The sequence below is a fragment of the Paracoccus sp. S-4012 genome (assembly GCF_009674885.1).
GTDB lineage: Bacteria > Pseudomonadota > Alphaproteobacteria > Rhodobacterales > Rhodobacteraceae > Paracoccus.
Genome location: NZ_WKKA01000007.1, coordinates 61,570 through 84,134, shown reverse-complemented (window position 1 = coordinate 84,134; position 22,565 = coordinate 61,570). Strand labels below are relative to the sequence as shown.

At 71.4% G+C, this 22,565-nt stretch carries 18 protein-coding genes and 1 tRNA gene; 15 read left to right on the top strand and 4 right to left on the bottom strand.

Annotated features, from left to right (window positions below; translation table 11 throughout):
* The first annotated feature begins 56 nt into the window (after window positions 1-56).
* Both GI374_RS11010 and GI374_RS11005 read left to right on the top strand, forming a co-directional pair.
* Window positions 57-1,247, top strand: coding sequence for an aminotransferase class I/II-fold pyridoxal phosphate-dependent enzyme (locus GI374_RS11010; protein ID WP_154337126.1), 1,191 nt, complete (start codon window positions 57-59; stop codon window positions 1,245-1,247).
* A gap of 3 nt (window positions 1,248-1,250) precedes the next feature.
* Window positions 1,251-3,899 (top strand): DNA translocase FtsK, encoded by a 2,649-nt coding sequence (locus GI374_RS11005; protein ID WP_154337125.1) that lies wholly within the window; start codon window positions 1,251-1,253, stop codon window positions 3,897-3,899.
* Between the two features lie 120 nt (window positions 3,900-4,019).
* Here the strand turns inward: GI374_RS11005 and GI374_RS11000 are convergent.
* Window positions 4,020-4,104: transfer RNA gene (locus tag GI374_RS11000), tRNA-Leu, on the bottom strand.
* Window positions 4,105-4,253: 149 nt separating this feature from the next.
* Between GI374_RS11000 and GI374_RS10995 the strand changes: the two genes are divergently transcribed.
* From GI374_RS10995 to gltB, 7 genes are all read left to right on the top strand, one after another.
* The gene (locus GI374_RS10995; RefSeq protein ID WP_154337124.1) at window positions 4,254-5,243 is read left to right on the top strand and encodes a complex I NDUFA9 subunit family protein; all 990 of its coding nucleotides are present in this window, start codon (window positions 4,254-4,256) and stop codon (window positions 5,241-5,243) included.
* On the top strand, window positions 5,240-6,052 hold the full coding sequence (locus tag GI374_RS10990) for an undecaprenyl-diphosphate phosphatase (RefSeq protein WP_370515286.1): 813 nt from the start codon (window positions 5,240-5,242) through the stop codon (window positions 6,050-6,052). The genes GI374_RS10995 and GI374_RS10990 overlap by 4 nt, the downstream gene beginning before the upstream one ends.
* A gap of 130 nt (window positions 6,053-6,182) precedes the next feature.
* Entirely contained in the window at window positions 6,183-7,703 is a 1,521-nt protein-coding gene (locus GI374_RS10985) for an NAD(P)-dependent oxidoreductase (protein ID WP_154337122.1), read from the top strand.
* A complete protein-coding gene (locus tag GI374_RS10980; RefSeq protein WP_154337121.1) occupies window positions 7,703-8,392 on the top strand; it encodes a hypothetical protein in 690 nt (229 codons plus the stop codon). Before GI374_RS10985 ends, GI374_RS10980 begins: the two co-directional genes overlap by 1 nt.
* Window positions 8,389-9,252: a GFA family protein gene (locus tag GI374_RS10975; protein ID WP_154337120.1), complete on the top strand. Its 864-nt coding sequence runs from the start codon at window positions 8,389-8,391 to the stop codon at window positions 9,250-9,252. Before GI374_RS10980 ends, GI374_RS10975 begins: the two co-directional genes overlap by 4 nt.
* Window positions 9,249-9,623: a GFA family protein gene (locus tag GI374_RS10970; protein ID WP_154337119.1), complete on the top strand. Its 375-nt coding sequence runs from the start codon at window positions 9,249-9,251 to the stop codon at window positions 9,621-9,623. The genes GI374_RS10975 and GI374_RS10970 overlap by 4 nt, the downstream gene beginning before the upstream one ends.
* A complete protein-coding gene (gltB, locus tag GI374_RS10965; RefSeq protein ID WP_154337118.1) occupies window positions 9,620-14,146 on the top strand; it encodes a glutamate synthase large subunit in 4,527 nt (1,508 codons plus the stop codon). The genes GI374_RS10970 and gltB overlap by 4 nt, the downstream gene beginning before the upstream one ends.
* 175 nt (window positions 14,147-14,321) lie before the next feature.
* Here the strand turns inward: gltB and GI374_RS10960 are convergent, their stop codons facing one another.
* Entirely contained in the window at window positions 14,322-15,293 is a 972-nt protein-coding gene (locus GI374_RS10960; protein WP_229583109.1) for an NAD(P)/FAD-dependent oxidoreductase, read from the bottom strand.
* Window positions 15,294-15,295: 2 nt separating this feature from the next.
* The gene (locus GI374_RS10955) at window positions 15,296-16,108 is read right to left on the bottom strand and encodes a hypothetical protein (RefSeq protein WP_154337117.1); all 813 of its coding nucleotides are present in this window, start codon (window positions 16,106-16,108) and stop codon (window positions 15,296-15,298) included.
* 112 nt (window positions 16,109-16,220) lie between these two features.
* On the opposite strand from GI374_RS10955, the gene GI374_RS10950 reads away from it, so the two are divergent.
* The 6 genes from GI374_RS10950 (at window position 16,221) to GI374_RS10925 (ending at window position 21,715) form a co-directional block, all read left to right on the top strand.
* Window positions 16,221-17,132 (top strand): histone deacetylase family protein, encoded by a 912-nt coding sequence (locus GI374_RS10950; RefSeq protein WP_154337116.1) that lies wholly within the window; start codon window positions 16,221-16,223, stop codon window positions 17,130-17,132.
* Window positions 17,129-17,383, top strand: a complete 255-nt coding sequence (locus GI374_RS10945; RefSeq protein ID WP_154337115.1) for an exodeoxyribonuclease VII small subunit — start codon at window positions 17,129-17,131, stop codon at window positions 17,381-17,383. The genes GI374_RS10950 and GI374_RS10945 overlap by 4 nt, the downstream gene beginning before the upstream one ends.
* Complete coding sequence (locus GI374_RS10940) at window positions 17,383-18,246, top strand: polyprenyl synthetase family protein (protein WP_154337114.1); 864 nt, start codon at window positions 17,383-17,385, stop codon at window positions 18,244-18,246. The genes GI374_RS10945 and GI374_RS10940 overlap by 1 nt, the downstream gene beginning before the upstream one ends.
* Before the next feature lie 14 nt (window positions 18,247-18,260).
* Window positions 18,261-20,198, top strand: a complete 1,938-nt coding sequence (gene dxs / locus GI374_RS10935) for a 1-deoxy-D-xylulose-5-phosphate synthase (protein ID WP_154337113.1) — start codon at window positions 18,261-18,263, stop codon at window positions 20,196-20,198.
* A 108-nt stretch (window positions 20,199-20,306) separates the two neighbouring features.
* On the top strand, window positions 20,307-21,020 hold the full coding sequence (locus tag GI374_RS10930) for a VIT family protein (protein ID WP_154337112.1): 714 nt from the start codon (window positions 20,307-20,309) through the stop codon (window positions 21,018-21,020).
* An 86-nt stretch (window positions 21,021-21,106) separates the two neighbouring features.
* On the top strand, window positions 21,107-21,715 hold the full coding sequence (locus GI374_RS10925) for a COG3650 family protein (RefSeq protein WP_154337111.1): 609 nt from the start codon (window positions 21,107-21,109) through the stop codon (window positions 21,713-21,715).
* Here the strand turns inward: GI374_RS10925 and GI374_RS10920 are convergent.
* Window positions 21,631-22,557: an SDR family oxidoreductase gene (locus GI374_RS10920; protein WP_229583135.1), complete on the bottom strand. Its 927-nt coding sequence runs from the start codon at window positions 22,555-22,557 to the stop codon at window positions 21,631-21,633. The genes GI374_RS10925 and GI374_RS10920 overlap by 85 nt on opposite strands.
* Between the last annotated feature and the right edge of the window lie 8 nt (window positions 22,558-22,565).

The following is a 22,565-nucleotide window of genomic DNA, read 5'->3' as shown; positions in this document are numbered from 1 at the left end:
CGTTTGCCGCTACGCTCACCGCAACGGGGCGGAATGACCCCGAGGACGAGGCAGACATGGCATCCCCCGAGCGGTTCTCGAACCTGCCGGAATACGCGTTTCCGCGCCTGCGGAAGCTGCTCGCCGGTATTTCCCCCGGCGGCGATCCGGTGGTCATGACCATCGGCGAGCCGCGGCATGCGTTCCCGTCATGGGTGCCGGAGGTGCTGGCGGGATCGGTGCATGAACTGGCGAAATATCCGCCGAACGACGGCACGCCGGAGTTGCTGGGCGCGATCTCGGGCTGGCTCGGGCGGCGCTATAGGCTGGACCTCGGGCCGGACCGGATCACGGTGCTGAACGGGACGCGAGAGGGGCTGTTCAACGCGGCGCTGGCGCTTTGCCCCCTGGGCAATGCGGGCGGGCGGCCGGCGATGCTGATCCCGAACCCGTTCTATCAGGTCTATGCCGTGGCGGCCGCCGCGGCGGGTGCCGAAGCCGTGTTCGTCAACGCCACCGCCGAGACCGGCGACCTGCCCGATTTCGCGGCGCTGACGCGCGATGTGCTGGACCGGACCGCCATCGCCTGGCTCTGCTCGCCTGCGAACCCGCAGGGGGCGGTCGCCGACGAAACCTATCTTCAGCGGCTGATCGGGCTGGCCGAGGTGCATGACTTTCTGATCTTCGCCGACGAGTGCTACTCCGAGATCTGGCGCGACGCGCCACCGCCCGGCGCGCTGGCCGTGGCCGAGGCGATGGGGCTGGGGCACCGAGTCCTGATGTTCAACTCGCTCTCGAAGCGCTCGAACCTGCCCGGCGCACGGTCGGGCTTCGTCGCGGGCTCTGCCGAGGCGATCCGCGCCATTCGCGTCCTGCGTCACTACGCGGGCGCGCCGCTGCCGCTGCCGATGCAGCGCATCTCGGAGCGGGCCTGGGCTGAGGAGGCGCATGTCGAGGCGAACCGCGCCCTCTATCAGGAGAAATACGCGATCGCCGACCGGATACTCGGCAACGTGCCGGGATATCGCCCGCCAGAAGGCGGCTTCTTCCTGTGGTTGCCGGTGCCCGAGGGTGGCGGCGAGGCGGCGGCGCGGAGGCTCTGGGCCGAGGCCGGGGTGCAGGTGCTGCCGGGGGCCTATCTGGCCCGCGAGGTGGACGGAGTGAATCCGGGCGAGAACTTCATCCGCGTGGCGCTGGTCGCCCCGGCGGCCGAGACCGAGGCCGGGCTGACCCGCCTCAGGGACTGTCTTTACGGAAGGGAAGGGTAGGCGATGGCGAGCTGGCAGGCCAAGCACCGCGATCCGCTGTTCGACCAGACGACCCAGGCGGCGCTGGAACGACGCGGCAAGGAGCTGGCGGGCGCGGGCCTCGTCGCGCTGGCCGTGGTGCTGGCCCTGATGCTGGCCAGCTGGACGCCCGAGGACCCCGGCTTCCTGGCCGCCACCGACCAGCCGGCGCAGAACTGGCTGGGCGGGATCGGCGCCTATATCGCCTCGGGCATGGTGATGATCGCGGGCTACGGCGCCTGGGCGCTGGTGGTCGGCGCGGCCGTCTGGGGGCTGCGGCTGATCTTCCACCGCGGCGAAGAGCGGCTGATGCGGGCGATCTTCCTGCCGATCCTCGCCGCCCTCGTGTCGGTCTATGCCGCCTCCATGACCCCGCCGCCCGGCTGGTCGCAGAGCTTCGGGTTGGGCGGGCATTTCGGCGACATGATGGCGGGGGCGGTCCTCGGGATGCTGCCGGTGAAGGCGTCGATCGGCATCCGGCTGGTCGAGGCGCTGACGGCGGTGTCGGTGATCCTGTTCGCCGCCTTCGCGCTCGGCTTCGACCGGCGCGAGCTGATGGGCCTCGGCCGCTTCCTCGCGGCGGGCTTTGCCACGGCCTACGCGGTGGTGATGAAGGTGCTCGGCCGCAGCGCCTCCGCCTCGGCCGCCGCCGCGCGCATGGTGCAGGCCCGCGCAGCCGCCCGGCGCGAGCGGGCGATGGCGGGGGAGGTGGTCGAGGATGAGGCCGCCCCGCCGCGCGGCCTCCTCTCGCGCCTGCGCGGCGGTGCCCCGGCGGTCGCCTCGCCCGAACCGCTGCCCGAGCATGAGCTGGTCGAGCGCGAGGCCCACTGGACCGGCGAGACGCCGCCGTCGGAGGAGAGCGTCCGCCGTTCCGTCCTCGCCGCTGTCACCGCGCGGCTGGCGCGGCCGAAGCCCGCGCGGCCGCTCAGCTCCGGTCCGGTCGCAGAGGGCGACTGGTCCGAGGAAGAACTGGACGACACCGACGTCGTGGTCCCGAACGGCCCGACCCCGGCGCCCTTCGGCGAGGGGCGCTCGCGCGTCGTCGTGGCCCCCGCCCGCGCGCCCGCGGCCTCGACCCGCGCGCGGGCCGAGGCACAGCCGCAGCTTTCCTTTGCGGCCGAGGACAACGGCTACGAGCCGCCGCCGCTGTCGCTGCTGACCGCCGCCAAGCCGACCGACCGCCATCAGCTGAGCCACGAGGCGCTGATGGAGAATGCGCGGATGCTGGAAGCGGTCCTCGACGACTATGGCGTCAAGGGCCAGATCACCGAGGTCCGGCCCGGCCCGGTCGTCACCCTCTACGAACTCGAACCCGCGCCGGGCCTGAAGGCCAGCCGCGTGATCGGCCTCGCCGACGACATCGCGCGCAGCATGTCGGCGCTGTCGGCCCGCGTCTCGACCGTGCCGGGCCGCACCGTCATCGGCATCGAACTGCCGAACGCCCGGCGCGAGAAGGTGGTGCTGCGCGAGATCCTCAGCTCGCGCGCCTATGGCGACGGCACCTTCCCGCTGCCGCTCGCGCTCGGCAAGGACATCGGCGGCGAGCCGGTGGTGGCGAACCTCGCCAAGATGCCGCATCTGCTGATCGCCGGGACCACCGGCTCGGGCAAGTCGGTGGCGATCAACACCATGATCCTGTCGCTGCTCTACAAGCTGAGGCCGGACGAGTGCCGTCTCATCATGATCGACCCCAAGATGCTGGAACTCAGCGTCTATGACGGCATCCCGCATCTGCTCTCGCCCGTGGTGACGGACCCGAAGAAGGCGGTCGTCGCGCTGAAATGGGTCGTGGGCGAGATGGAGGAGCGCTACCGCAAGATGTCCAAGATGGGCGTGCGCAACATCGAGGGCTACAACGGCCGCGTCCGCGAGGCGCTCGACCGCAACGAGATGTTCCGCCGCACGGTCCAGACCGGCTTCGACGAGGACACCGGCGAGCCGGTGTTCCACACCGAGGAGTTCATGCCCGAGGCGGTGCCCTATATCGTCGTCATCGTGGACGAGATGGCCGACCTGATGATGGTCGCGGGCAAGGAGATCGAGGCCTGCATCCAGCGCCTGGCGCAGATGGCCCGCGCGTCGGGCATCCACATCATCATGGCGACGCAGCGCCCCTCGGTCGATGTCATCACCGGCACGATCAAGGCCAACTTCCCGACCCGGATCAGCTTCCAGGTCACGTCCAAGATCGACAGCCGCACGATCCTCGGCGAGCAGGGGGCCGAGCAGCTGCTGGGCCAGGGCGACATGCTCTACATGGCCGGCGGGAGCCGCATCACCCGCGTCCACGGCCCCTTCGTCTCCGACGAGGAGGTCGAGGAGATCGTCACCCACCTCAAGAGCTTCGGCCCGCCGAGCTACATGTCCGGCGTGGTCGAGGGCCCCGACGACGACCGCGAGGCCGATATCGACGCGGTGCTGGGCCTCGGCTCGGGCGAGAGCGACGATGCCCTCTACGACCAGGCGGTGGCGATCGTGGCCAAGGACCGCAAATGCTCGACGAGCTACATCCAGCGCAAGCTGGCGATCGGCTACAACAAGGCGGCGCGGCTGGTGGAGCAGATGGAGGAGCAGGGCGTGGTGAGCTCCGCGAACCACGTCGGCAAGCGCGAGGTGCTGGTGCCGGAGGTGTGAGCCTTCAGATGCGGCAGGGCGGCGTTCAGGCTCCAGGCAGCGGCGGGAAGGCCTCCGCCTCCTGTCGCATCACGCAGAAAAGCCCCCCGGAAACCGCGTGGTTTCCGGGGGGCTTTCGCATGGTGCCCAGGAGAGGACTCGAACCTCCACGCCTTGCGGCACACGGACCTGAACCGTGCGCGTCTACCAATTCCGCCACCTGGGCCGGTCGCGTGAGCGGGGGAGATATTGTGCCTGCGCGGGGGTGTCAACGGCGAAAACACACGCGCGAGCTGCGAGTGCTGCGCCGCTTGCCGGGCTTGGGGCCTCGCGGTATGCACCGGGCAGGCGCGGGCGGCGGCGGAGGCCGGGACAATGGCGAAACTGGTCACGATCTACGGCGGCTCGGGTTTTCTCGGGCGGCAGATCGCCCGCAAGATGGCGCAGCGCGGCTGGCGTGTGCGGGTCGCGGTGCGGCGGCCGAACGAGGCGCTCTTCGTGCGCACCTACGGCGCCGTCGGCCAGGTTGAGCCGGTGCCCTGCAACGTCCGCGACGATCTCTCGGTGCGCGCGGCGATGACCGGGGCGGATGCGGTGGTCAACTGCGTCGGACTGCTGGTGAACGAGGGGCGCAATACCTTCGCGGCGGTGCATGACGTGGCCGCGGCGCGGATCGCGCGGCTCTCGGCCGAGATGGGCGCGGCGCAACTGGTGCATGTCTCGGCCCTCGGCGCCGATGCCGAGGCGAAATCGCGCTATCTCGCCTCCAAGGGCCGCGGCGAGGCGGCGATCCTCGAGAGCCGCCCCGACGCCGTGATCCTGCGCCCCTCGGTCATGTTCGGCCCTGGCGACAGCTTCTACAACAAGTTCGCCGCGATGGCCCGGCCCGGCCCGCTGATGTTCATTTCGGGCGGCAAGGCCGTGCTGCAGCCGGTCTTTGTCGAGGACGTGGCCGAGGCCGCTGCCATGGCGGCCGAAGGCGCGGTGGCGCCGGGCATCTACGAACTCGGCGGGCCGGAGGTCACGACGTTGCGCGGGGTGGTCCGGGATATCCTCCGGGTCACGGGCCGCCGCCGCGGGGTCGTGAACCTGCCCGGCTGGCTCGGCAGCGCCGGTGCGGCCGTCTTCGATCTGGTCCAGGTCCTGACCGCCGGGCTGCTCACCAACCGCATCGTGACGCAGGACCAGCTGCGCTCGCTCAAGGTCCCGAACCGCGTGGCCGAGGGCGCCCGTGGCTTCGAAGCCTTCGGGATCGAGCCGGTGGCCGCGGATGTCATCATCCCCACCTATCTCTGGCGCTTCCGCCCCTCGGGGCAATATGCCGCCATCCAGCGGTCCGCCCAGAAGCTGCGCCCGCGCGGGTGAGCGAGCAGACCCTCATCGCCGCGATCCTCGGCATCGTCGAGGGGCTGACGGAGTTCATTCCGGTTTCCTCCACGGCGCATGTGCTGCTGGCGGGCCGGCTGCTGGGGTTCGAGTCGCCGGGCCGCGCCTTCGAGGTGCTGATCCAGCTCGGCGCGGTGCTGGCGATCCTCGGGGTCTATTCGACGCGGCTCTGGCAGCTCTTCGGCAGCGCGCCGCGCGATCCTTCGGCGCGGCGCTTCATCCTCGCGGTGCTGCTGGCCTTCCTGCCGGCGGTAGGGATTGGGGTGCTGGCGCATGACTTCATCAAGACGGTGCTGTTCGAATCGCCGCGGCTGATTGCCACCATGCTGATCCTCGGCGGCGTGGTGCTGCTGTTTGCGGATCGCCTCGCCACCAATGCGCGGGTCCATGACGTGCGCGAGGTCACGTTGCCGATGGCGCTCGCGATCGGCTTCATCCAGTGCCTTGCCATGATCCCCGGCGTCTCGCGCTCGGGGGCGACGATCGTGGGGGCGCTCGCGCTCGGGGCGGACAAGCGGACAGCGGCGGAGTTCTCGTTCTACCTCGCCATGCCGACGATGGCCGGGGCCTTCGCCTACGACCTGATGCAGAACCGCGCGATCCTCGATGGGGCGGCCTTCCTGAACGTGGCCGTGGGCTTCGTCCTTGCGTTCCTCTCGGCCGTCGTCGTGGTCCGCTGGCTGCTCGGCTACGTCTCGCGGCACGGCTATGCGGTGTTTGCCTGGTGGCGGATCGTCGTCGGACTGCTTGTTTTTGTTCTTCTTTCTGGAGATGGGTCCGGAGTGTGACCTAAGTTCCGGCATGTTCCAGAAACGATCCGGGATGCGCATAAGATAAATCGCAGCTTAGGTCAGCAAGGCTGCCTTTATTTTTTCTCCGCCCGGATTTATCCAATGCCCGACTGGAGCGGGGGTGCCGATGGCCGGACAGGCGATGCTGCGATTCGTGACCATCGGGCGCGAGATGCCCGAGAAGCGCACGCCCGATGAACGCGCCGAGGACTTCCACGAGATCTACCGCGAGTTCGCCGACCGCAAGGCGACCGAGCAGGCCAGCCGCTGCAGCCAGTGCGGCGTGCCCTATTGCCAGTCGCACTGCCCGCTGCACAACAACATCCCCGACTGGCTGCGCCTGACCGCCGAGGGCCGCACCGAAGAGGCCTACCGGGTCGCCCAGTCCACCAACACCTTCCCCGAGATCTGCGGCCGCATCTGCCCGCAGGACCGTCTCTGCGAGGGCAACTGCGTCATCGAGCAGTCGGGCCACGGCACCGTCACCATCGGCGCGATCGAGAAATACGTGACCGACACCGCCTGGGAGCGTGGCTGGGTCCGCCCCATCCGCCCGGCGACGGAGCGGGCCGAGAGCGTCGGCATCATCGGTGCGGGGCCGGGCGGCCTTGCGGCGGCCGACATGCTGCGCCGGCAGGGTTTTCAGGTCACGGTCTACGACCGCCACGACCGCGCCGGGGGCCTGCTGACCTACGGCATCCCCGGCTTCAAGCTGGAGAAGCACGTGGTCGAGCGCCGGGTCCGGCTGCTGGAGGAGGGCGGGGTCGAGTTCGTACTGAACACTGATGTCGGCCCCGACATCAGCTTCGACGCCATCCGCGGCCGCCACGACGCGGTGCTGATCGCCACCGGCGTCTACAAGACCCGCGACCTCGACCTCGACAATGCCGAGGCGCAGGGCGTGGTCCGGGCGCTCGACTACCTGACCGCCGCCAACCGGGCCGAGTTCGGCGACGAGGTGCCCGACTTCGCCGATGGCGAGCTCGACGCCCGCGGCAAGCGCGTGGTGGTGATCGGCGGCGGCGACACGGCGATGGACTGCGTCAGGACCGCGATCCGGCAGGGCGCGCTGTCGGTCAAATGCCTCTATCGCCGCGACCGCGCCAACATGCCCGGCAGCCAGCGCGAGGTCGCCAATGCCGAGGAAGAGGGGGTGGAGTTCGTCTGGCTCAGCACCCCCTCCGCTTTCGCGGGCCATGCGCCGGGCGACGCGCGGCAGGCCGACGAGGCCGAGGTGGACAACGCCGGCGGCGACGTGACCGGCGACGGCATCGGCGACATGCCGGTGATCTCGGCCGTGCGGGTGCAGCGGATGCGCCTCGGGCCGCCCGACGTGACCGGCCGCCAGGCGCCCGAGGCGATCGAGGGCGCCGATTACGACGAGCCGGCCGAACTGGTCATCAAGGCCCTCGGCTTCGAGCCCGAGGACATCCCGCGCCTCTGGGGCCAGCCGGGGCTGGAAGTCACCCGCTGGGGCACCATCCGCGCCGAGCACGCGACGCATCGCACCAGCCTGCCCGGGGTCTATGCCGTGGGCGACATCGTGCGGGGCGCGAGCCTCGTCGTCTGGGCGATCCGCGACGGGCGCGAGGCGGCGGCGCGGATCGCGGCCGACCTCGCCGCCGCAGTCGAACTGGCGGCGGAATGATGCGCCTCGCGGTTGTCCTCTGCGCCCTCGCTCTCCCGACCTCGGCGCAGGTCTTCACCCCGCCAGCCGGCTGCACGCTGGACATGACGGTGCAGGAACGCTCCTGCAACGTCGCCAACCACTACCACTGCGAGGCCGACGCGCCCGGCGACCGGCGGGTGCTCTATTTCGGAGAGGGCGGCATCCCCCGCTATCACTCGCGCATCGACGCCGAGACCCGCTGGATCTGGTCCGAGGACCCCGAGAGCGGGCTGGTGGACGAGCTGGTCGAGGATTCGCCCGACCATGCCTCGCTGACGACCCTGCTCGAGACCGGCAGCGATGATTTCGACTTCTGGACCCGCAGCAACCGCGGCGAGATGCTCCGCCACACCGGCCGCGACGAGCTGACCGGCGAGACCCGCGTCGTCGACGGCATCACACTCGACGTGACGCGCTTCCGGCTGACGACCTCCGACGAGAGCGGCGCGGTGCTGATCCGCCGCGAGGGCCAGCAGTTCGTCAGCCGCGACCACCGCCGCTTCTACGGCGGCAGTGAGACCTCGTCGGACTGGACCGGCGAGGCCGGGCGCAGCGACGACACGCCGGTCCTCTTCGCCTTCCCCGGCGAGGCGGGCTTCGGCTCGATCCAGCCGCAGTTTGGTTGCCAGATGCTGATGACCGGCACCCCGGCGGGCGGCGGCGCATGAGCGCGCTCGCGGGCCGCTGCGCCTGCGGGGCGGTGACGGTCCGGGCCGAGGGGCTGTCGGACCGGCTCAGCGCCTGCTGGTGCGAGCCCTGCCGCCGCTGGTCGGGACTGGTCGGCATGGGGATCGAGGTCGCTGAGGCCGGGTTCGCGGCCGAGGGTCCGGTGCAGGTGTGGGAGTCGAGCGCCATCGGCCGGAGAGCCTTCTGCGGGGTCTGCGGCTCCGCCCTCGGCTTCTGGCCGCTGACCGGCGCGGCGGTGGTCGAGCCATGCCCCGGCCTCTTCGAGAACGCGGGCGGGGCGGTGCTGCATCACGAGAACTTCGTCGAGAAGCGCCCGCCGGCGATCCGCTTCGACCCCGAGCCGGACCAGCTGAGCGCCGCGGACTACGCCGCCCGCGCGCCCGTGGTCGAGACCGCCGAACCCGTGCCCGACCCCCTCGCGGGCGGCTGCGCCTGCGGCGCGGTGCGGTTCCGGCTGGACGCGGCGGGCGAGGACTGCGGCGCCTGCCATTGCGCCACCTGCCGCGCCTGGACCGGCGGCATCTTCGTCGGCGTCACCACCCGCGGCGCGGCGCTGCATGTCGAACAGGGCGAGGAGCACCTGCTGCGCTGGCAGTCGAGCGACCGGGTCGAACGCGTTTCCTGCGGCCTCTGCGGCGGCAAGCTCTGGTATCGCGTGACCGCACCCGAAGGCGACCGCGTCGGCGGCGAGGCGGGCGACGTGGACATCTGCCTCGGCGCCCTCGACGACATGACCGGCCGCCCGCTGCGCCGCGAGATCTTCATCGAGGCGAAGCCCGCAGGCTACGCCTTCGCCGCCGAGACCGAGCGGCTCACCGGGGCGGAGGCGAAGGCGCGATGAGCCATCGGGTCACGGGCGGCTGCCTCTGCGGCGCGGTGCGGTTCCGCGCCGTGCTCGCCGATCGCAGCCTGCGGGTTTGCGCCTGCACCCAGTGCCTGCGTCAGAACAGCGGCCCGTGGTTCGACCTGCCGTCGGTGCAGGGGATCGAATGGCAGGGCGCCGTGGCCACCTATCGCAGCTCGCCCGGCCATTTGCGCGGCTTCTGCGCGACTTGCGGCAGCACCCTCTACTGGCACCGCGAAGGCCAGTCGCCGGCGCTGAGCCATGGCGCGCTGGATGACCGCGACGGCTTCGCGTTGACGGATTTCGAACATCAGGACACCCGCCCGGACGCCTACCGGGTCGTGGCGGCGACGGAGGGCGTGGCATGAGGGACTGGGCAGCTGCCGAGGAAGCGCGGCGGGCGGCAGTGGCGGCGACCGGCCTCTACCGCGAGGAGGACGAGCATTCCTCCTGCGGCGTCGGGCTGGTGGTCTCGATCGACGGCACGCCCTCGCGCCGGGTGGTGCAGAACGGGATCGAGGCGCTCAAGGCCGTGTGGCACCGCGGCGCTGTGGATGCGGACGGCAAGACCGGGGACGGGGCGGGTATCCATGTCCAGATCCCGGTGCCGTTCTTCCACGACCAGATCCGCCGCACCGGGCACGAGCCGGACGCCGCGAAGATGATCGCCGTGGGGCAGGTGTTCTTGCCGCGCACCGATTTCGGCGCGCAGGAACGCTGCCGCACCATCGTCGAGTCCGAAGTGCTGCGGATGGGCCACTACATCTACGGCTGGCGGCACGTCCCGGTGAACACCGCCGTGCTGGGCGAGAAGGCCAACGCCACCCGCCCCGAGATCGAGCAGATCCTGATCCGCTGCGAGAAGCCGCTGTCCGAAGAGGAGTTCGAGCGCGAGCTCTACGTCATCCGCCGCCGGATCGAGAAGGCGGCGGTCGCGGCGCAGATCGCGGGCATGTATCTCTGCACGCTCTCCTGCCGGTCGATCATCTACAAGGGCATGATGCTGGCGCAGGACGTGGCCGAGTTCTACCCCGACCTGCAGGACGAGTGCTTCGAAAGCACCTTCGCGATCTACCACCAGCGTTACTCGACCAACACCTTCCCGCAATGGTGGCTGGCGCAGCCCTTCCGCATGCTGGCGCATAACGGCGAGATCAACACGCTCCGCGGCAACCTGAACTGGCTGCGCAGCCACGAAATTCGCATGGCGTCCTCTGCCTTCGGCGACCTGGCCGAGGATGTGAAGCCGCTGGTTCCCGGCGGGTCGTCCGACAGCGCCGCGCTCGACGCGGTGTTCGAGGTCATGGTCCGCTCGGGGCGCAGCGCGCCGATGACCAAGACCATCATGATCCCCGAAAGCTGGTCCAAGGCCCGCACCGACATGCCGAAGGCATGGGCCGACATGTATGCCTATTGCAACGCCATCATGGAGCCGTGGGACGGCCCGGCGGCGCTTGCCATGACCGACGGCCGCTGGGTCTGCGGCGGGCTCGACCGCAACGGGCTGCGGCCGATGCGCTATGTCGTGACCGGCGACGGGCTGCTGATCGCGGGCTCGGAGGTCGGCATGGTGCCGGTGGACGAGACCACGGTGCTGGAGAAGGGCGCCCTCGGGCCGGGGCAGATGATCGCCGTGGACATGAAGGAGGGGCGCCTCTACCACGACCGCGAGCTGAAGGATCGCCTCGCCGCCAGCCAGCCCTTCGGCGAATGGGTCCAGAAGGTCGCCGCCCCCTCGCCGATGATGGCGACGCTGCCGGAGCCGGTGACGCTCACCGGCGAGACGCTGCGCCGCCGCCAGATCGCCGCGGGCTTCACGGTCGAGGAGGTCGAGTCGGTCCTCGCGCCGATGGTCGAGGACGGCAAGGAGGTGCTGGCCAGCATGGGCGACGACACGCCGCCCGCGGTGCTGTCGAAGGAATACCGCCCCCTCAGCCACTTCTTCCGCCAGAACTTCAGCCAGGTGACGAACCCGCCGATCGACAGCCTGCGCGAGACGCGGGTGATGAGCCTCAAGACCCGCTTCGGCAACCTCAAGAACGTGCTCGACGAAAGCTCGGCGCAGGCCGAGATCACCATGCTGGAGGGCCCGTTCCTCGCCACCGGCGAGTTCGCGGCGCTGATGGAGATGTTCGGCCACGCAGTCACGCGGATCGACTGCACCTTCACGGCCGGGCCGGACGCGCTCGCCCAGGCGCTCGCCCGCATCCGGGCCGAGGCCGAGGACGCGGTGCGCTCGGGCGCGGGGCAGATCGTGCTGACCGACGAGGCGGCGGACGCGGGCCGCATGGCCATGCCGATGGTGCTGGCGACGAGTGCGGTGCATTCCTGGCTGACGAGGAAGGGGCTGCGGACCTTCTGCTCGATCAACGTGCGCTCGGCCGAATGCGTGGACCCGCACGACCTCGCGGTGCTGGTCGGCTGCGGCGCAACCACGGTGAACCCGTGGCTGGCGCAGGACAGCATCGCCGACCGCATCGCCCGAGGGCTGCTGCCCGGCAACCTGATCGACGCCATGAACCGCTACCGCGAGGCGATGGATGCGGGGCTGCTGAAGATCATGGCGAAGATGGGGATCGCCGTGGTCTCGTCCTATCGTGGCGGGCTGAACTTCGAGGCCGTGGGCCTCAGCCGGGCGATGGTGGCCGAGTATTTCCCGGGGATGCAGTCGCGCATCTCGGGCATCGGCCTCATCGGCATCCAGCGCAAGCTCGAGCAGGTCCACGCCCGCGCCTGGCGCGGCGAGGCCGACATGCTGCCGATCGGCGGCTTCTACAAGCTGCGCAAGACGGGCGAGAAGCACGCCTGGGAAGCCAACACCATGCGGCTGCTGCAACTCGCCTGCGAGCAGGCGAGCTTCGACGTCTGGAAGGAGTATTCCGCGGCGATGCGGGCCAACCCGCCGATCCACCTGCGCGACCTGCTGGACATCAAGCCGCTCGGCCGCCCGGTGCCGATCGAGGAGGTCGAGAGTATCACCTCGATCCGCAAGCGGTTCGTCACGCCGGGGATGTCGCTTGGGGCCCTGAGCCCCGAGGCGCACATGACGCTCAACATCGCCATGAACCGGATCGGCGCGAAGTCCGACTCGGGCGAGGGCGGCGAGGACCCGGCGCATCACAAGGCGCTGCCGAACGGCGACAACCCGAGCGCCAAGATCAAGCAGGTGGCGTCGGGCCGCTTCGGGGTGACGGCCGAATACCTCAACGCCTGCGAGGAACTGGAGATCAAGGTCGCGCAAGGCGCCAAGCCCGGCGAGGGCGGGCAGCTTCCCGGCATGAAGGTCACGAAGCTGATCGCGCGGCTGCGGCATTCGACGCCCGGCGTGACCCTCATCAGCCCGCCGCCGCATCACGACATCTACTCGATCGAGGACCTCGCGCAGCTGATCTACGACCTGAAGCAGATCAACCCGCGGGCCAAGATCACCGTCAAGCTGGTCGCGGGCGGGGGCGTCGGGACCATCGCCGCGGGGGTGGCGAAGGCCAAGGCCGACGTGATCCTGATCTCGGGCCACAACGGCGGCACCGGGGCCTCGCCGGCCACGAGCATCAAGTTCGCCGGCCTGCCCTGGGAGATGGGGCTGACCGAGGCGCATCAGGTCCTCGCCATGAACAAGCTGCGCGACCGGGTGACGCTGAGGACCGACGGCGGCCTGCGCACCGGGCGCGACATCGTCATGGCGGCGATGATGGGGGCCGAGGAATACGGCATCGGCACCGCGGCGCTGATCGCCATGGGCTGCATCATGGTGCGGCAATGCCAGTCGAACACCTGCCCGGTCGGCGTGTGCACTCAGGACGAGCGGCTGCGGGCGATGTTCAACGGCAGCGCCGACAAGGTCGTGAACCTTATCACCTTCTACGCGCAGGAGGTGCGCGAGATCCTCGCCTCCATCGGCGCGCGCTCGATGGACGAGATCATCGGCCGGGCCGACCTGCTGGCGCAGGTCAACCGCGGCTCGGCGCATCTGGACGATCTGGACCTCAACCCGCTGCTCATCACCGTCGATGGCGCGGAGCGGATCGTCTATGACCGCAGCAAGCCCCGCAACGCGGTGATGGACACGCTGGATGCCGAGATCATCCGCGACGGCGCGCGCTTCTTCGAGGACGGCGAGAAGATGCAGCTGTCCTACGCCGTCAGGAACACGCAGCGCACCATCGGCACGCGGGTCAGCAGCCATATCGTGCAGCGCTTCGGCATGCGGAACGATCTGCAGCCCGACCACCTGACGGTGAAGCTGACCGGCTCGGCCGGGCAGTCGCTGGGCGCCTTCGCCGCCCCGGGGCTGAAGCTCGAGGTCTCGGGCGACGCCAACGACTATGTCGGCAAGGGGCTCTCGGGCGGGACCATCGTGGTGCGCCCGCCGATGGGTTCGCCGCTGGTCGCGGCCGAGAACGTCATCATCGGCAACACGGTGCTTTACGGTGCGACGGCGGGGCACCTGTTCGCGGCGGGGCGCGCGGGCGAGCGTTTCGCGGTGCGCAACTCGGGCGCGCGGGTGGTGATCGAGGGCTGCGGCAGCAACGGCTGCGAATACATGACCGGCGGGGTAGCGGTGATCCTCGGGCGGATCGGGCCGAACTTCGGCGCCGGGATGACCGGGGGGATGGCCTATCTGTGGGACCCGGACGGGCTCGCGCCGCTCTACATCAATGCCGAGACGCTGGTCACGTGTCCAGTAACGCAGGACCATTGGGAGCGCGAGCTTCGCGGCCTCGTCGAGCGCCACGCGGCCGAGACCGGCTCACGCCGGGCGCAGGATATGCTGGCCGAGTGGGAGGTCGCGAAGGGCCAGTTCCTGCAGGTCTGCCCGAAGGAGATGCTGCCGCATCTGAGCCATCCGATTGCGGCGGTGGAGGTGGAGCAGGCGATCCCGGCGGAGTGAGGGGCGCCGTTCCGCGTCCGCAAATGGGACCTTGTGCCCATTTGCGGGCACCGTCAGCCACAGGAGGACCGATCCGCCCCGCGGATCGGTCAGCGTCCGTCCTCCCCACGGCGGACGCTTCGCGTCCACCAGGGCGAACGCTGACCTCCCGTCGCAAACGCGCGCCACGGGCCGGTCAATCCGGCGCCTCCTCCCACGCCGCATCCCCCGCCGCCTGCCCCTCGTCCGTCGCCCCGTCCCGGTCCCGCAGGTCATTGTGGATCGTCACCGCCGCCTGCGCCGCCGTGCCCATCGCCATGCTGATCTGGTCCAGCCCCTCGATCGCGTCCCCGGCCGCATAGACCCCCTTCACGCTGGTCCGCATTCGCTCGTCGGTCCAGAAGCAGGCGCTCCCATCCAGCCGCGTGCCCAGCATCTCGCCCAACTGGTTCCGCGTCTCCGACCCGAGCGCGGCATAGAGCGTGTCCGCCGCCACGCTCTCGCCGTCGGCCAGCAGCACCCGCACGCCCTCGCCCTCGAAATCGAAGCCCGAGACCGGCGTGCGGACCACCTCGATCCCGGCACGTCCGATATTCGCGCGGTCGCCCGCGTCCAGTTCCGCCTGTTGCAGCGTCAGCATCACCAGATCGTCGCTGTAGCTGCGCAGGAACAGCGCCTCGGCGACGCCGTGGCTGTCGGCACCGAGGATGCCGATGCGCTTGCCGGTCTGCTCGAAGGCGTCGCAGATCGGGCAATAGCGCAGCTTTCCCGCCGCCACCGCCGCCGCATGGGTCTCCGCGTCGAGCGGCGGGCGCAGGTTCACGACGCCGGTGGCCAGCAGGACCGTGCGCGCCCGGATCGGTCCAAGGTCCGTCTCGGCCTCGAATGCGTCCTCCGTCCCGGACAGCCCCGCGACTTCGCCGTCGAGCAACGCCGCCCCGAACTCCACCGCCTGCGCGCGCATGGCGGCCAGCAGGTCGCAGCCGCGCACGCCGCCGGGATAGCCCGCATGGTTCATGGTCCGCGGGATCATCGCCAGCCGGCCCTCGCCCTTGTCCACCACCGCCACGCGGCGATGGAAGCGCGAGAGATAGATCGCCGCCGTCAGCCCGGCAGGCCCGCCGCCGACGATTAGGCAGTCGAGCATCTCATCGGGGAGGCCGGACATGATCAGTCCAGCACGGCGTCGAGCACGCGGACCAGCGACAGGATCTCGCGCGTCGAGCGATCGAGCCGAACGACGGTGCCGTCCACGACATAATAGTCCCATGCCCCGTCCGGCGCGGCGAGGCCGTAGCGCGCGTGGTCGTCCAGCCGGCGGTAGCGGTCCGGGTCCCAGGGCGTGCCGAGGATCTTCTGCACCTGTCCCGGCGGAATGCAGGCGGGTTCCTTTTTCGCAAGGCCGGGCGGGCAGTCGGCCTGCCGGTCAAGACGCCGGATGTCGGCCAGCACCCGCCAGTCGCGCGGATCGGCCCGGACGATGCGGTCGCCCGCGATGTAATAGCGGCTGCCGTCGCCGAGCGCGGGCAGGCCGAAGAGGGCGGGATCGGCCACCGGCGCATAGCGCGCCAGGGCGAGCGCGCCGTCGAGGGCCGAGAGGGGGACATCCGGCACCCGCGGCGGGACATCGCGGGCGGGCGTGATGACCACGCGGTCGCCGCGGGGATTCACGACCGCGGGCCTGCCGTCGCCCTGCGGGTTCACCACCGCCGGACGCGGCGCGGGGCGCGGGGCAACCACCGGCGCGCTGCCCGGCAGCACCACGCGGGGCCGCTCGCTCCACCCCTCGGGCGGCCGCACCACGGCGGGACGGTCATGGCCGTGCCGCTTCCCCTTCGCATGGCCCGGCGGCCCGGCGCCGATGCAGTTGCCCTTCTTCGCCTGTCCCGGCGGGCAATGCGGCTGCGCGTCGGCGGGCGGCGCGGTCAGCACGAGTCCGGTCGCAATGGCGGCGAGCGCGCCTGTCAGTTTCGCGTGGCGCATGGCGATCCCTCAGCTTCGTTCCCGCGCGGAACGCCCGGACGGGCCGGATGGATGCCTCATGCTTGCGTGATCCGCGCTTGAGGCCTCGGCGCGGGCTGATTAGGCATGGCGCATGCTCCTCTACACCCATCCCGCCGCCGACCGCCACGTCAATCCCCCCGGCCACCCCGAGCAGGTGCCCCGCCTGCCCGCCGTCCTGCGCGCCCTCGACGGCCTGCCGCTCGACCGCCGCGAGGCGCCGCTCGCGCCCGACCCCGAGGTGCTGCGCTGCCACCCCGCCGCCTATCTTGCCCGTCTGCGGCAGGCTCAGCCCGAGGACGGCTGGGCCATGCTCGACGCCGACACCCAGCTCTCGCCCGGCAGCCTCGAGGCGGCCCTGCGCGCGGTCGGCGCGGCCTGCGCGGCGGTGGATGCGGTGCTCGCAGGCGAGGATGCCCGCGCCTTCATCGCCATGCGCCCTCCCGGCCACCATGCCGAGACCGCGCGGGCGATGGGCTTCTGCCTCTTCGGCACCGTCGCGATCGCCGCGAAGCGCGCCCTCGACCACCACGGCCTCGAGCGGGTCGCGGTGCTCGATTTCGACGTCCACCACGGCAACGGCACGCAGGACCTGCTCTGGGACGAGGCGCAGGCGCTCTTCGTCTCCTCGCACCAGATGCCGCTCTATCCCGGCACCGGCGCGGCCTCCGAAAAGGGCGCGCATGGCCAGATCGTGAACCTGCCGCTGCCGCCCGGCTCGGACGGGGCGCGGGCGCGGATTGCCTGGGACGGTGCGCTCGCGCGGATGCGCGGCTGGCGGCCGCAGCTTGTGCTGGTCTCGGCGGGCTTCGACGCCCATGCCGACGACCCCCTCGCCAATCTGCTCTGGCAGGATGAGGATTTCGCCGCCCTCAGCCGCGCCATCTGCGACGCGGCGCAGGGTGCGCCGGTGGTCTCGTGCCTCGAGGGCGGCTATGATCTCGCCGCCCTGGGCCGCAGCGCGCGCGCCCATGTCGAGGCGATGCTGGAGGACGACCAAGGATGACCACCGACACCGACGACGCCGCCGAGATCGCGGCGATGTCCTTCGAGGAGGCGATGCGCGAACTCGAGGGCGTGGTGGCCAAGCTCGAGCATGGCGAGGCCACGCTGGAGGAGAGCATCGCCCTCTACGAGCGCGGCGCGAAGCTGCGCGAGCATTGCGAGGCGCGGCTGAAGGACGCCGAGGAGCGGGTGGAGCGCATCACCCTGCGCGGCGGCCAGCCCACCGGAACGGTGCCGGCCGAGGGGCTGTGATGCAGACCGCGCTCGAAGCGGCGCGCGAGGCGGTCGGGCAGGCGTTGCAGGCGGCGGTCGCCGGCCTGCCGCCGGGCGATCTGCGCGACGCGATGGGCTATGCCTGCGCCGGCGGCAAGCGGCTGCGCGCCTTCATGGTGCTGGAGAGCGCGCGGCTTCATGGGGTCTCCGCTGACGCCGCCATGCCGGTCGCGGCGGCGGTCGAGGCCGTGCACGCCTATTCGCTGGTCCATGACGACCTGCCGGCGATGGATGACGACGACCTGCGCCGGGGGATGCCCACGGTGCATGTGAAATGGTCCGAGGCGACCGCGATCCTCGCCGGCGACGCGCTGCAGAGCCTCGCCTTCGAGTTGCTGGCCGACCCGGCGATCGGCCCGCCCGAGGCGCGCGTCCGCCTCGTCGCCGGTTTCGCGCAGGCCATCGGCGCGCGCGGCATGTGCCTCGGGCAGGCGCTCGACATCGCCGCCGAGGCGGCCCCCGAGCCGCTGGACCTCGCCGCGGTCGAACGGCTTCAGGACGCCAAGACCGGCGCGCTCTTCGGCTTCGCCGCCACCGCGGGGGCGCTGATCGCCCGGGCCGACACGCGGCCGCTGGCGGATTACGCGCGGCATCTCGGCCTCGCCTTCCAGATCGCCGACGACCTCCTCGACGCCACCGGCGACGAGGCGGTGACGGGCAAGCGCACCGGCAAGGACGAGGCCGCGGGCAAGGCCACCTTCGTCTCGCTGCTCGGCGTCGGCGGCGCTCGCGACAAGGCCCGCGCGCTGACCAGGGCCGCCGAAGCCGCCCTCGCACCTTATGGCGAGCGGGCGGAAAACTTGCGGGCCCTCGCGCGTTTCGTTATCGAGCGCGACGCCTGACGGGAGGGGCAGCGATGACCGACGAGCCCAGCCAGACCGCGGGGGCGGACCGCCCGCGGACCCCGATCCTCGACCGCGTGACCCTGCCCGCCGACCTCAAGGCGCTCACCGACCGCGAACTGCGCCAGCTCGCCGACGAGCTTCGCGCCGAGACCATCAGCGCCGTCAGCGTGACCGGCGGCCATCTCGGGGCGGGTCTCGGCGTGGTGGAGCTGACCGTGGCGCTGCATGCGGTCTGGGACGCGCCGCGGGACCGGATCATCTGGGACGTGGGCCACCAGGCCTATCCGCACAAGATCCTGACCGGCCGCCGCGACCGCATCCGCACGCTCAGGACCGGAGGCGGTCTCTCCGGCTTCACCAAGCGCAGCGAGTCGCCCTACGACCCCTTCGGCGCGGGCCACTCCTCGACCTCCATCAGCGCCGCGCTCGGCTATGCCATGGCGCGCGAGCTGGGCGGGGCGGGCGGCGACGCCATCGCCGTGATCGGCGACGGCGCCATGTCGGCGGGCATGGCCTTCGAGGCGCTGAACCACGCCGGCCACCTCGGCAAGCGGCTGATCGTGGTGCTGAACGACAATGAGATGTCGATCGCCCCGCCGGTGGGGGCGCTCTCGTCCTACCTCACCCGCCTCTACGCCGGCGGCCCCTATCAGGAACTGAAGGGGCTGGCGAAGGGCGCGGTGGGCCTCCTGCCCGAGCCGTTCCAGGAGGGGGCGCGGCGGGCCAAGGAGATGCTGAAGGGCATGACCATCGGCGGCACCCTCTTCGAGGAGCTGGGGTTTTCCTATGTCGGGCCGGTGGACGGCCACGACCTCGACCAGCTGCTGCCGCTCTTCCGCACGGTGAAGGCGCGGGCCCAGGGACCGATCCTGATCCATGCCGTGACCAAGAAGGGCAAGGGCTACGCCCCCGCTGAGGCCGCCAGCGACCGCGGCCATGCGACCGCCAAGTTCGACGTCCTGACCGGCACCCAGGCCAAGGCGCGCTCGAACGCGCCGAGCTATACCTCGGTCTTCGCCCGCACGCTCGTGGCCGAGGCCGCGCGGGACGAGCGCATCGTGGCGGTGACGGCCGCAATGCCCGACGGCACCGGCCTCAACCTCTTTGCCGAGCGCTTCCCCCGCCGCTGCTTCGACGTGGGCATCGCCGAGCAGCATGCCGTGACCTTCTCGGCCGGCATGGCGGCGGGCGGGATGCGGCCGTTTTGCGCGATCTACTCGACCTTCCTGCAGCGCGGCTACGACCAGATCGTGCATGACGTGGCGATCCAGCGGCTGCCGGTGCGCTTCGCCATCGACCGCGCCGGGCTCGTCGGCGCGGATGGCGCCACCCATGCCGGCAGCTTCGACATCGGCTTCCTCGCCAGCCTGCCCGGCTTCACCGTCATGGCCGCCGCCGACGAGGCCGAACTCGCCCGCATGGTCGTCACCGCCGCCCGCCACGACGACGGCCCCATCGCCTTCCGCTTCCCCCGCGGCGAGGGCACCGGCGTCGAGATTCCCGCCGACCCGCAGCCGCTGCAGATCGGCCGTGGCCGCATCATGGCCGAGGGGGCCCGCGTGGCGATCCTGAGCTACGGCACTCGCCTCTCGGAGGTGATGAAGGCCCACGAAGCCCTCGCCGCCCGCGGCATCGCGCCGACCGTTGCCGACGCCCGCTTCGCCAAGCCGCTGGACCGCGACCTGATCCTCGACCTCGCCGCCCGCCACGAGGCGCTCATCACCATCGAGGAGGGCGCGGTCGGCGGCTTCGGCAGCCACGTCGCGCAACTCCTGGCCGACGAGGCCGTCTTCGACCGCGGGTTGCGCTTCCGCAGCATGGTCCTGCCGGACACCTTCATCGACCACGGCGACCCGGCCGCGATGTATGCCGGCGCCGCGATGAACGCGCCGCAGATTGAGGCGAAGGTGCTGGAGCTGCTGGGCGTGGCCGTGGCGCGGCGGGCATAGCGTCCGGGCGCCACCGCCGCCGACCGCCAGAAGGTCGCACCGGGTTTCCATCGGCCCGCCGATCCGCTAGGCCGCACAGTCCTTGCGCTCCTGCCCGGACCGACGCCCATGTCCATCCACACCCACCCCGAGGCCCATCCCGAGGACCCGCATTACATCACCCGCTCGGGCTGGCTGCGGGCGGCGGTGCTGGGCGCGAATGACGGGGTCGTGTCGACCTCGTCGCTGCTCGCCGGGGTGATCGCGGCCGGGGCGGCGCCGGGGCATGTGCTGCTGACGGGGCTTGCGGGCCTCGCGGCAGGGGCGCTGTCGATGGCGGCGGGGGAGTATGTCTCGGTCAGCAGCCAGGCGGATATCGAGCGCGCCGACATTCGACGCGAGAAGATCGCCCTGCGCGAGAACCCGCATATCGAGGAGGAGGAGCTGACGCGCATCTACGAGCGGCGCGGGCTCAGCCCCGGTCTGGCCGCCGAGGTGGCGCGCGAGCTGCACGACCACGACGCGCTCGCCGCGCATATGCGCGACGAACTGGGGCTGGACGAGATGCATGCGGCCAACCCGGTGCTCGCGGCGCTCGCCTCGGGCGTGACCTTCACGGTCGCGGGCGCGGTGCCGCTGATCGCGGCGATCGCCGCGCCGGAGGGCAGCGCGGCGGGCATCCTGCCGGTCGTAACGCTCATCGCCCTCGCGGGTCTCGGCGGGCTCGGGGCGCGGGCCGGGGGCGCGCCGGTCGGGCGCGCGGCGGCGCGGGCGGTGGTCTGGGGCGCGGCGGCGATGGCGGTCACGGCGTTGATCGGGCGGCTGGTGGGGACGGCGCTCTGACGCGGCATCACCTTCTCGCGCGCCCCGCTGACGGCGGCGGGACGCCCGGCTAGGGTGGCGCGACAACCCCGCGGAGTTTCCCGACCATGCGCCTCGCCCTTGCCCTTGCCTTCACGCTCGCCCTCGCCTCGCCCGCCGCGGCAACCCAGGAATACACCCTGCCGACGCTCTTCGACGTGACCGGAGTCGCCGCCGACGACGTGCTGAACATCCGCGCGAGTCCCTCGGCCTCGGCGCCGATCATCGGCCGCATTGCGCCGAATGCGAAGCGGGTGGAGGTCGTGGATCAGCGCAGCGGCTGGATGCAGGTGAACACCGGCGAACAGGCGGGGTGGGTCAACGGCCGCTACCTGATGTATCGCGTGGATGTCTGGGAGGCGGGGCAGCTGCCGCCGTCGCTGTCCTGCTTCGGGACCGAGCCGTTCTGGAGCCTCACGCGGTCGGGGGGCGGCATGGTCCTCAGCCGTCCCGACGCGGGGGACCGCGCGATGCAGCTTCAGCGGGTGCTCGACACCGGCGTGTTCCGCGACCCGCGCCGGGTGATCGTGGCCGACGGGCTGACGGCGGTGATGACGCCGAAATGGTGCAGCGACGGGATGAGCAGCCGGGTCTACGGGCTGGAGGCGACCGTGGTGCTCGGCTCCGGCACAGGGGCCTCGATGCTTTCGGGCTGCTGCTCCATCGCGTCCCGCTGAGACTCGGCGGCGAGGATCGCGGCGAGGCCGCTGCGGTAGTCCGGGTGGCGCAGAGTGAGGCCGAGGTCGCGCTTGATGCGGGCGTTCGAGACGCGCTTGCTCTCGGAATAGAAGCTGCGGGCCATGGGCGTCATCTCGGCCGTTGCGAAGTCCTCCGCCGGGGGGACGGGCAGGCCGATCAGCCCGGCGGCATGGGCGAGGATGTCCTCCGGCGGGGCCGGGTCGTCGTCGCAGAGGTTCCAGACCGCGCCCGGATGCGGGCGGTCGATCGCGGCGAGGACCGCCTGCGCGATGTCCTCGCCGTGGATGCGCGAGAAGACCTGGTCCGGCTTCACGATTCGCCGCGCGGTGCCGGCCCGCAGCTTCTCGAACGGGCCGCGGCCGGGGCCGTAGATGCCGGCGAGGCGGAAGATGTGCAGCGGCAGGTCATGCGCCCCGGCGAGGGCCTGCCAGGCTTGCTCGGCGGCGAGCCGCTCGCGGCCGCGGGCCGAGCCGGGGGCGGGGGCTGTATCCTCGTCGATCCACGCGCCGCCGGCGTCGCCATAGACGGAGGTGGCCGAGAGATAGCCGAGCCAGCCGGGCTTCGCGGCGGCGATGGCCGCGCCCCAACGGGTCAAAACGGGGTCGCCGTTGCGGCCCGGCGCGATGGCGATGAGGATTGCGTCGGCCGCGGCCACCGCCTTCGCCACCGCCGCGTCATCGCCGGGCCAGAGGATCGGCGTCGCGCCCTTCGCCGCCACGGCCTCCGTCTCGCCCCGCGTGGTCCCCGCGATCCGCCACCCCCGCGCGCGGAGCGCGGCGGTGACGAACCCGGCCGAATAGCCGTGGCCGAAGACCAGCATCAGGGGCG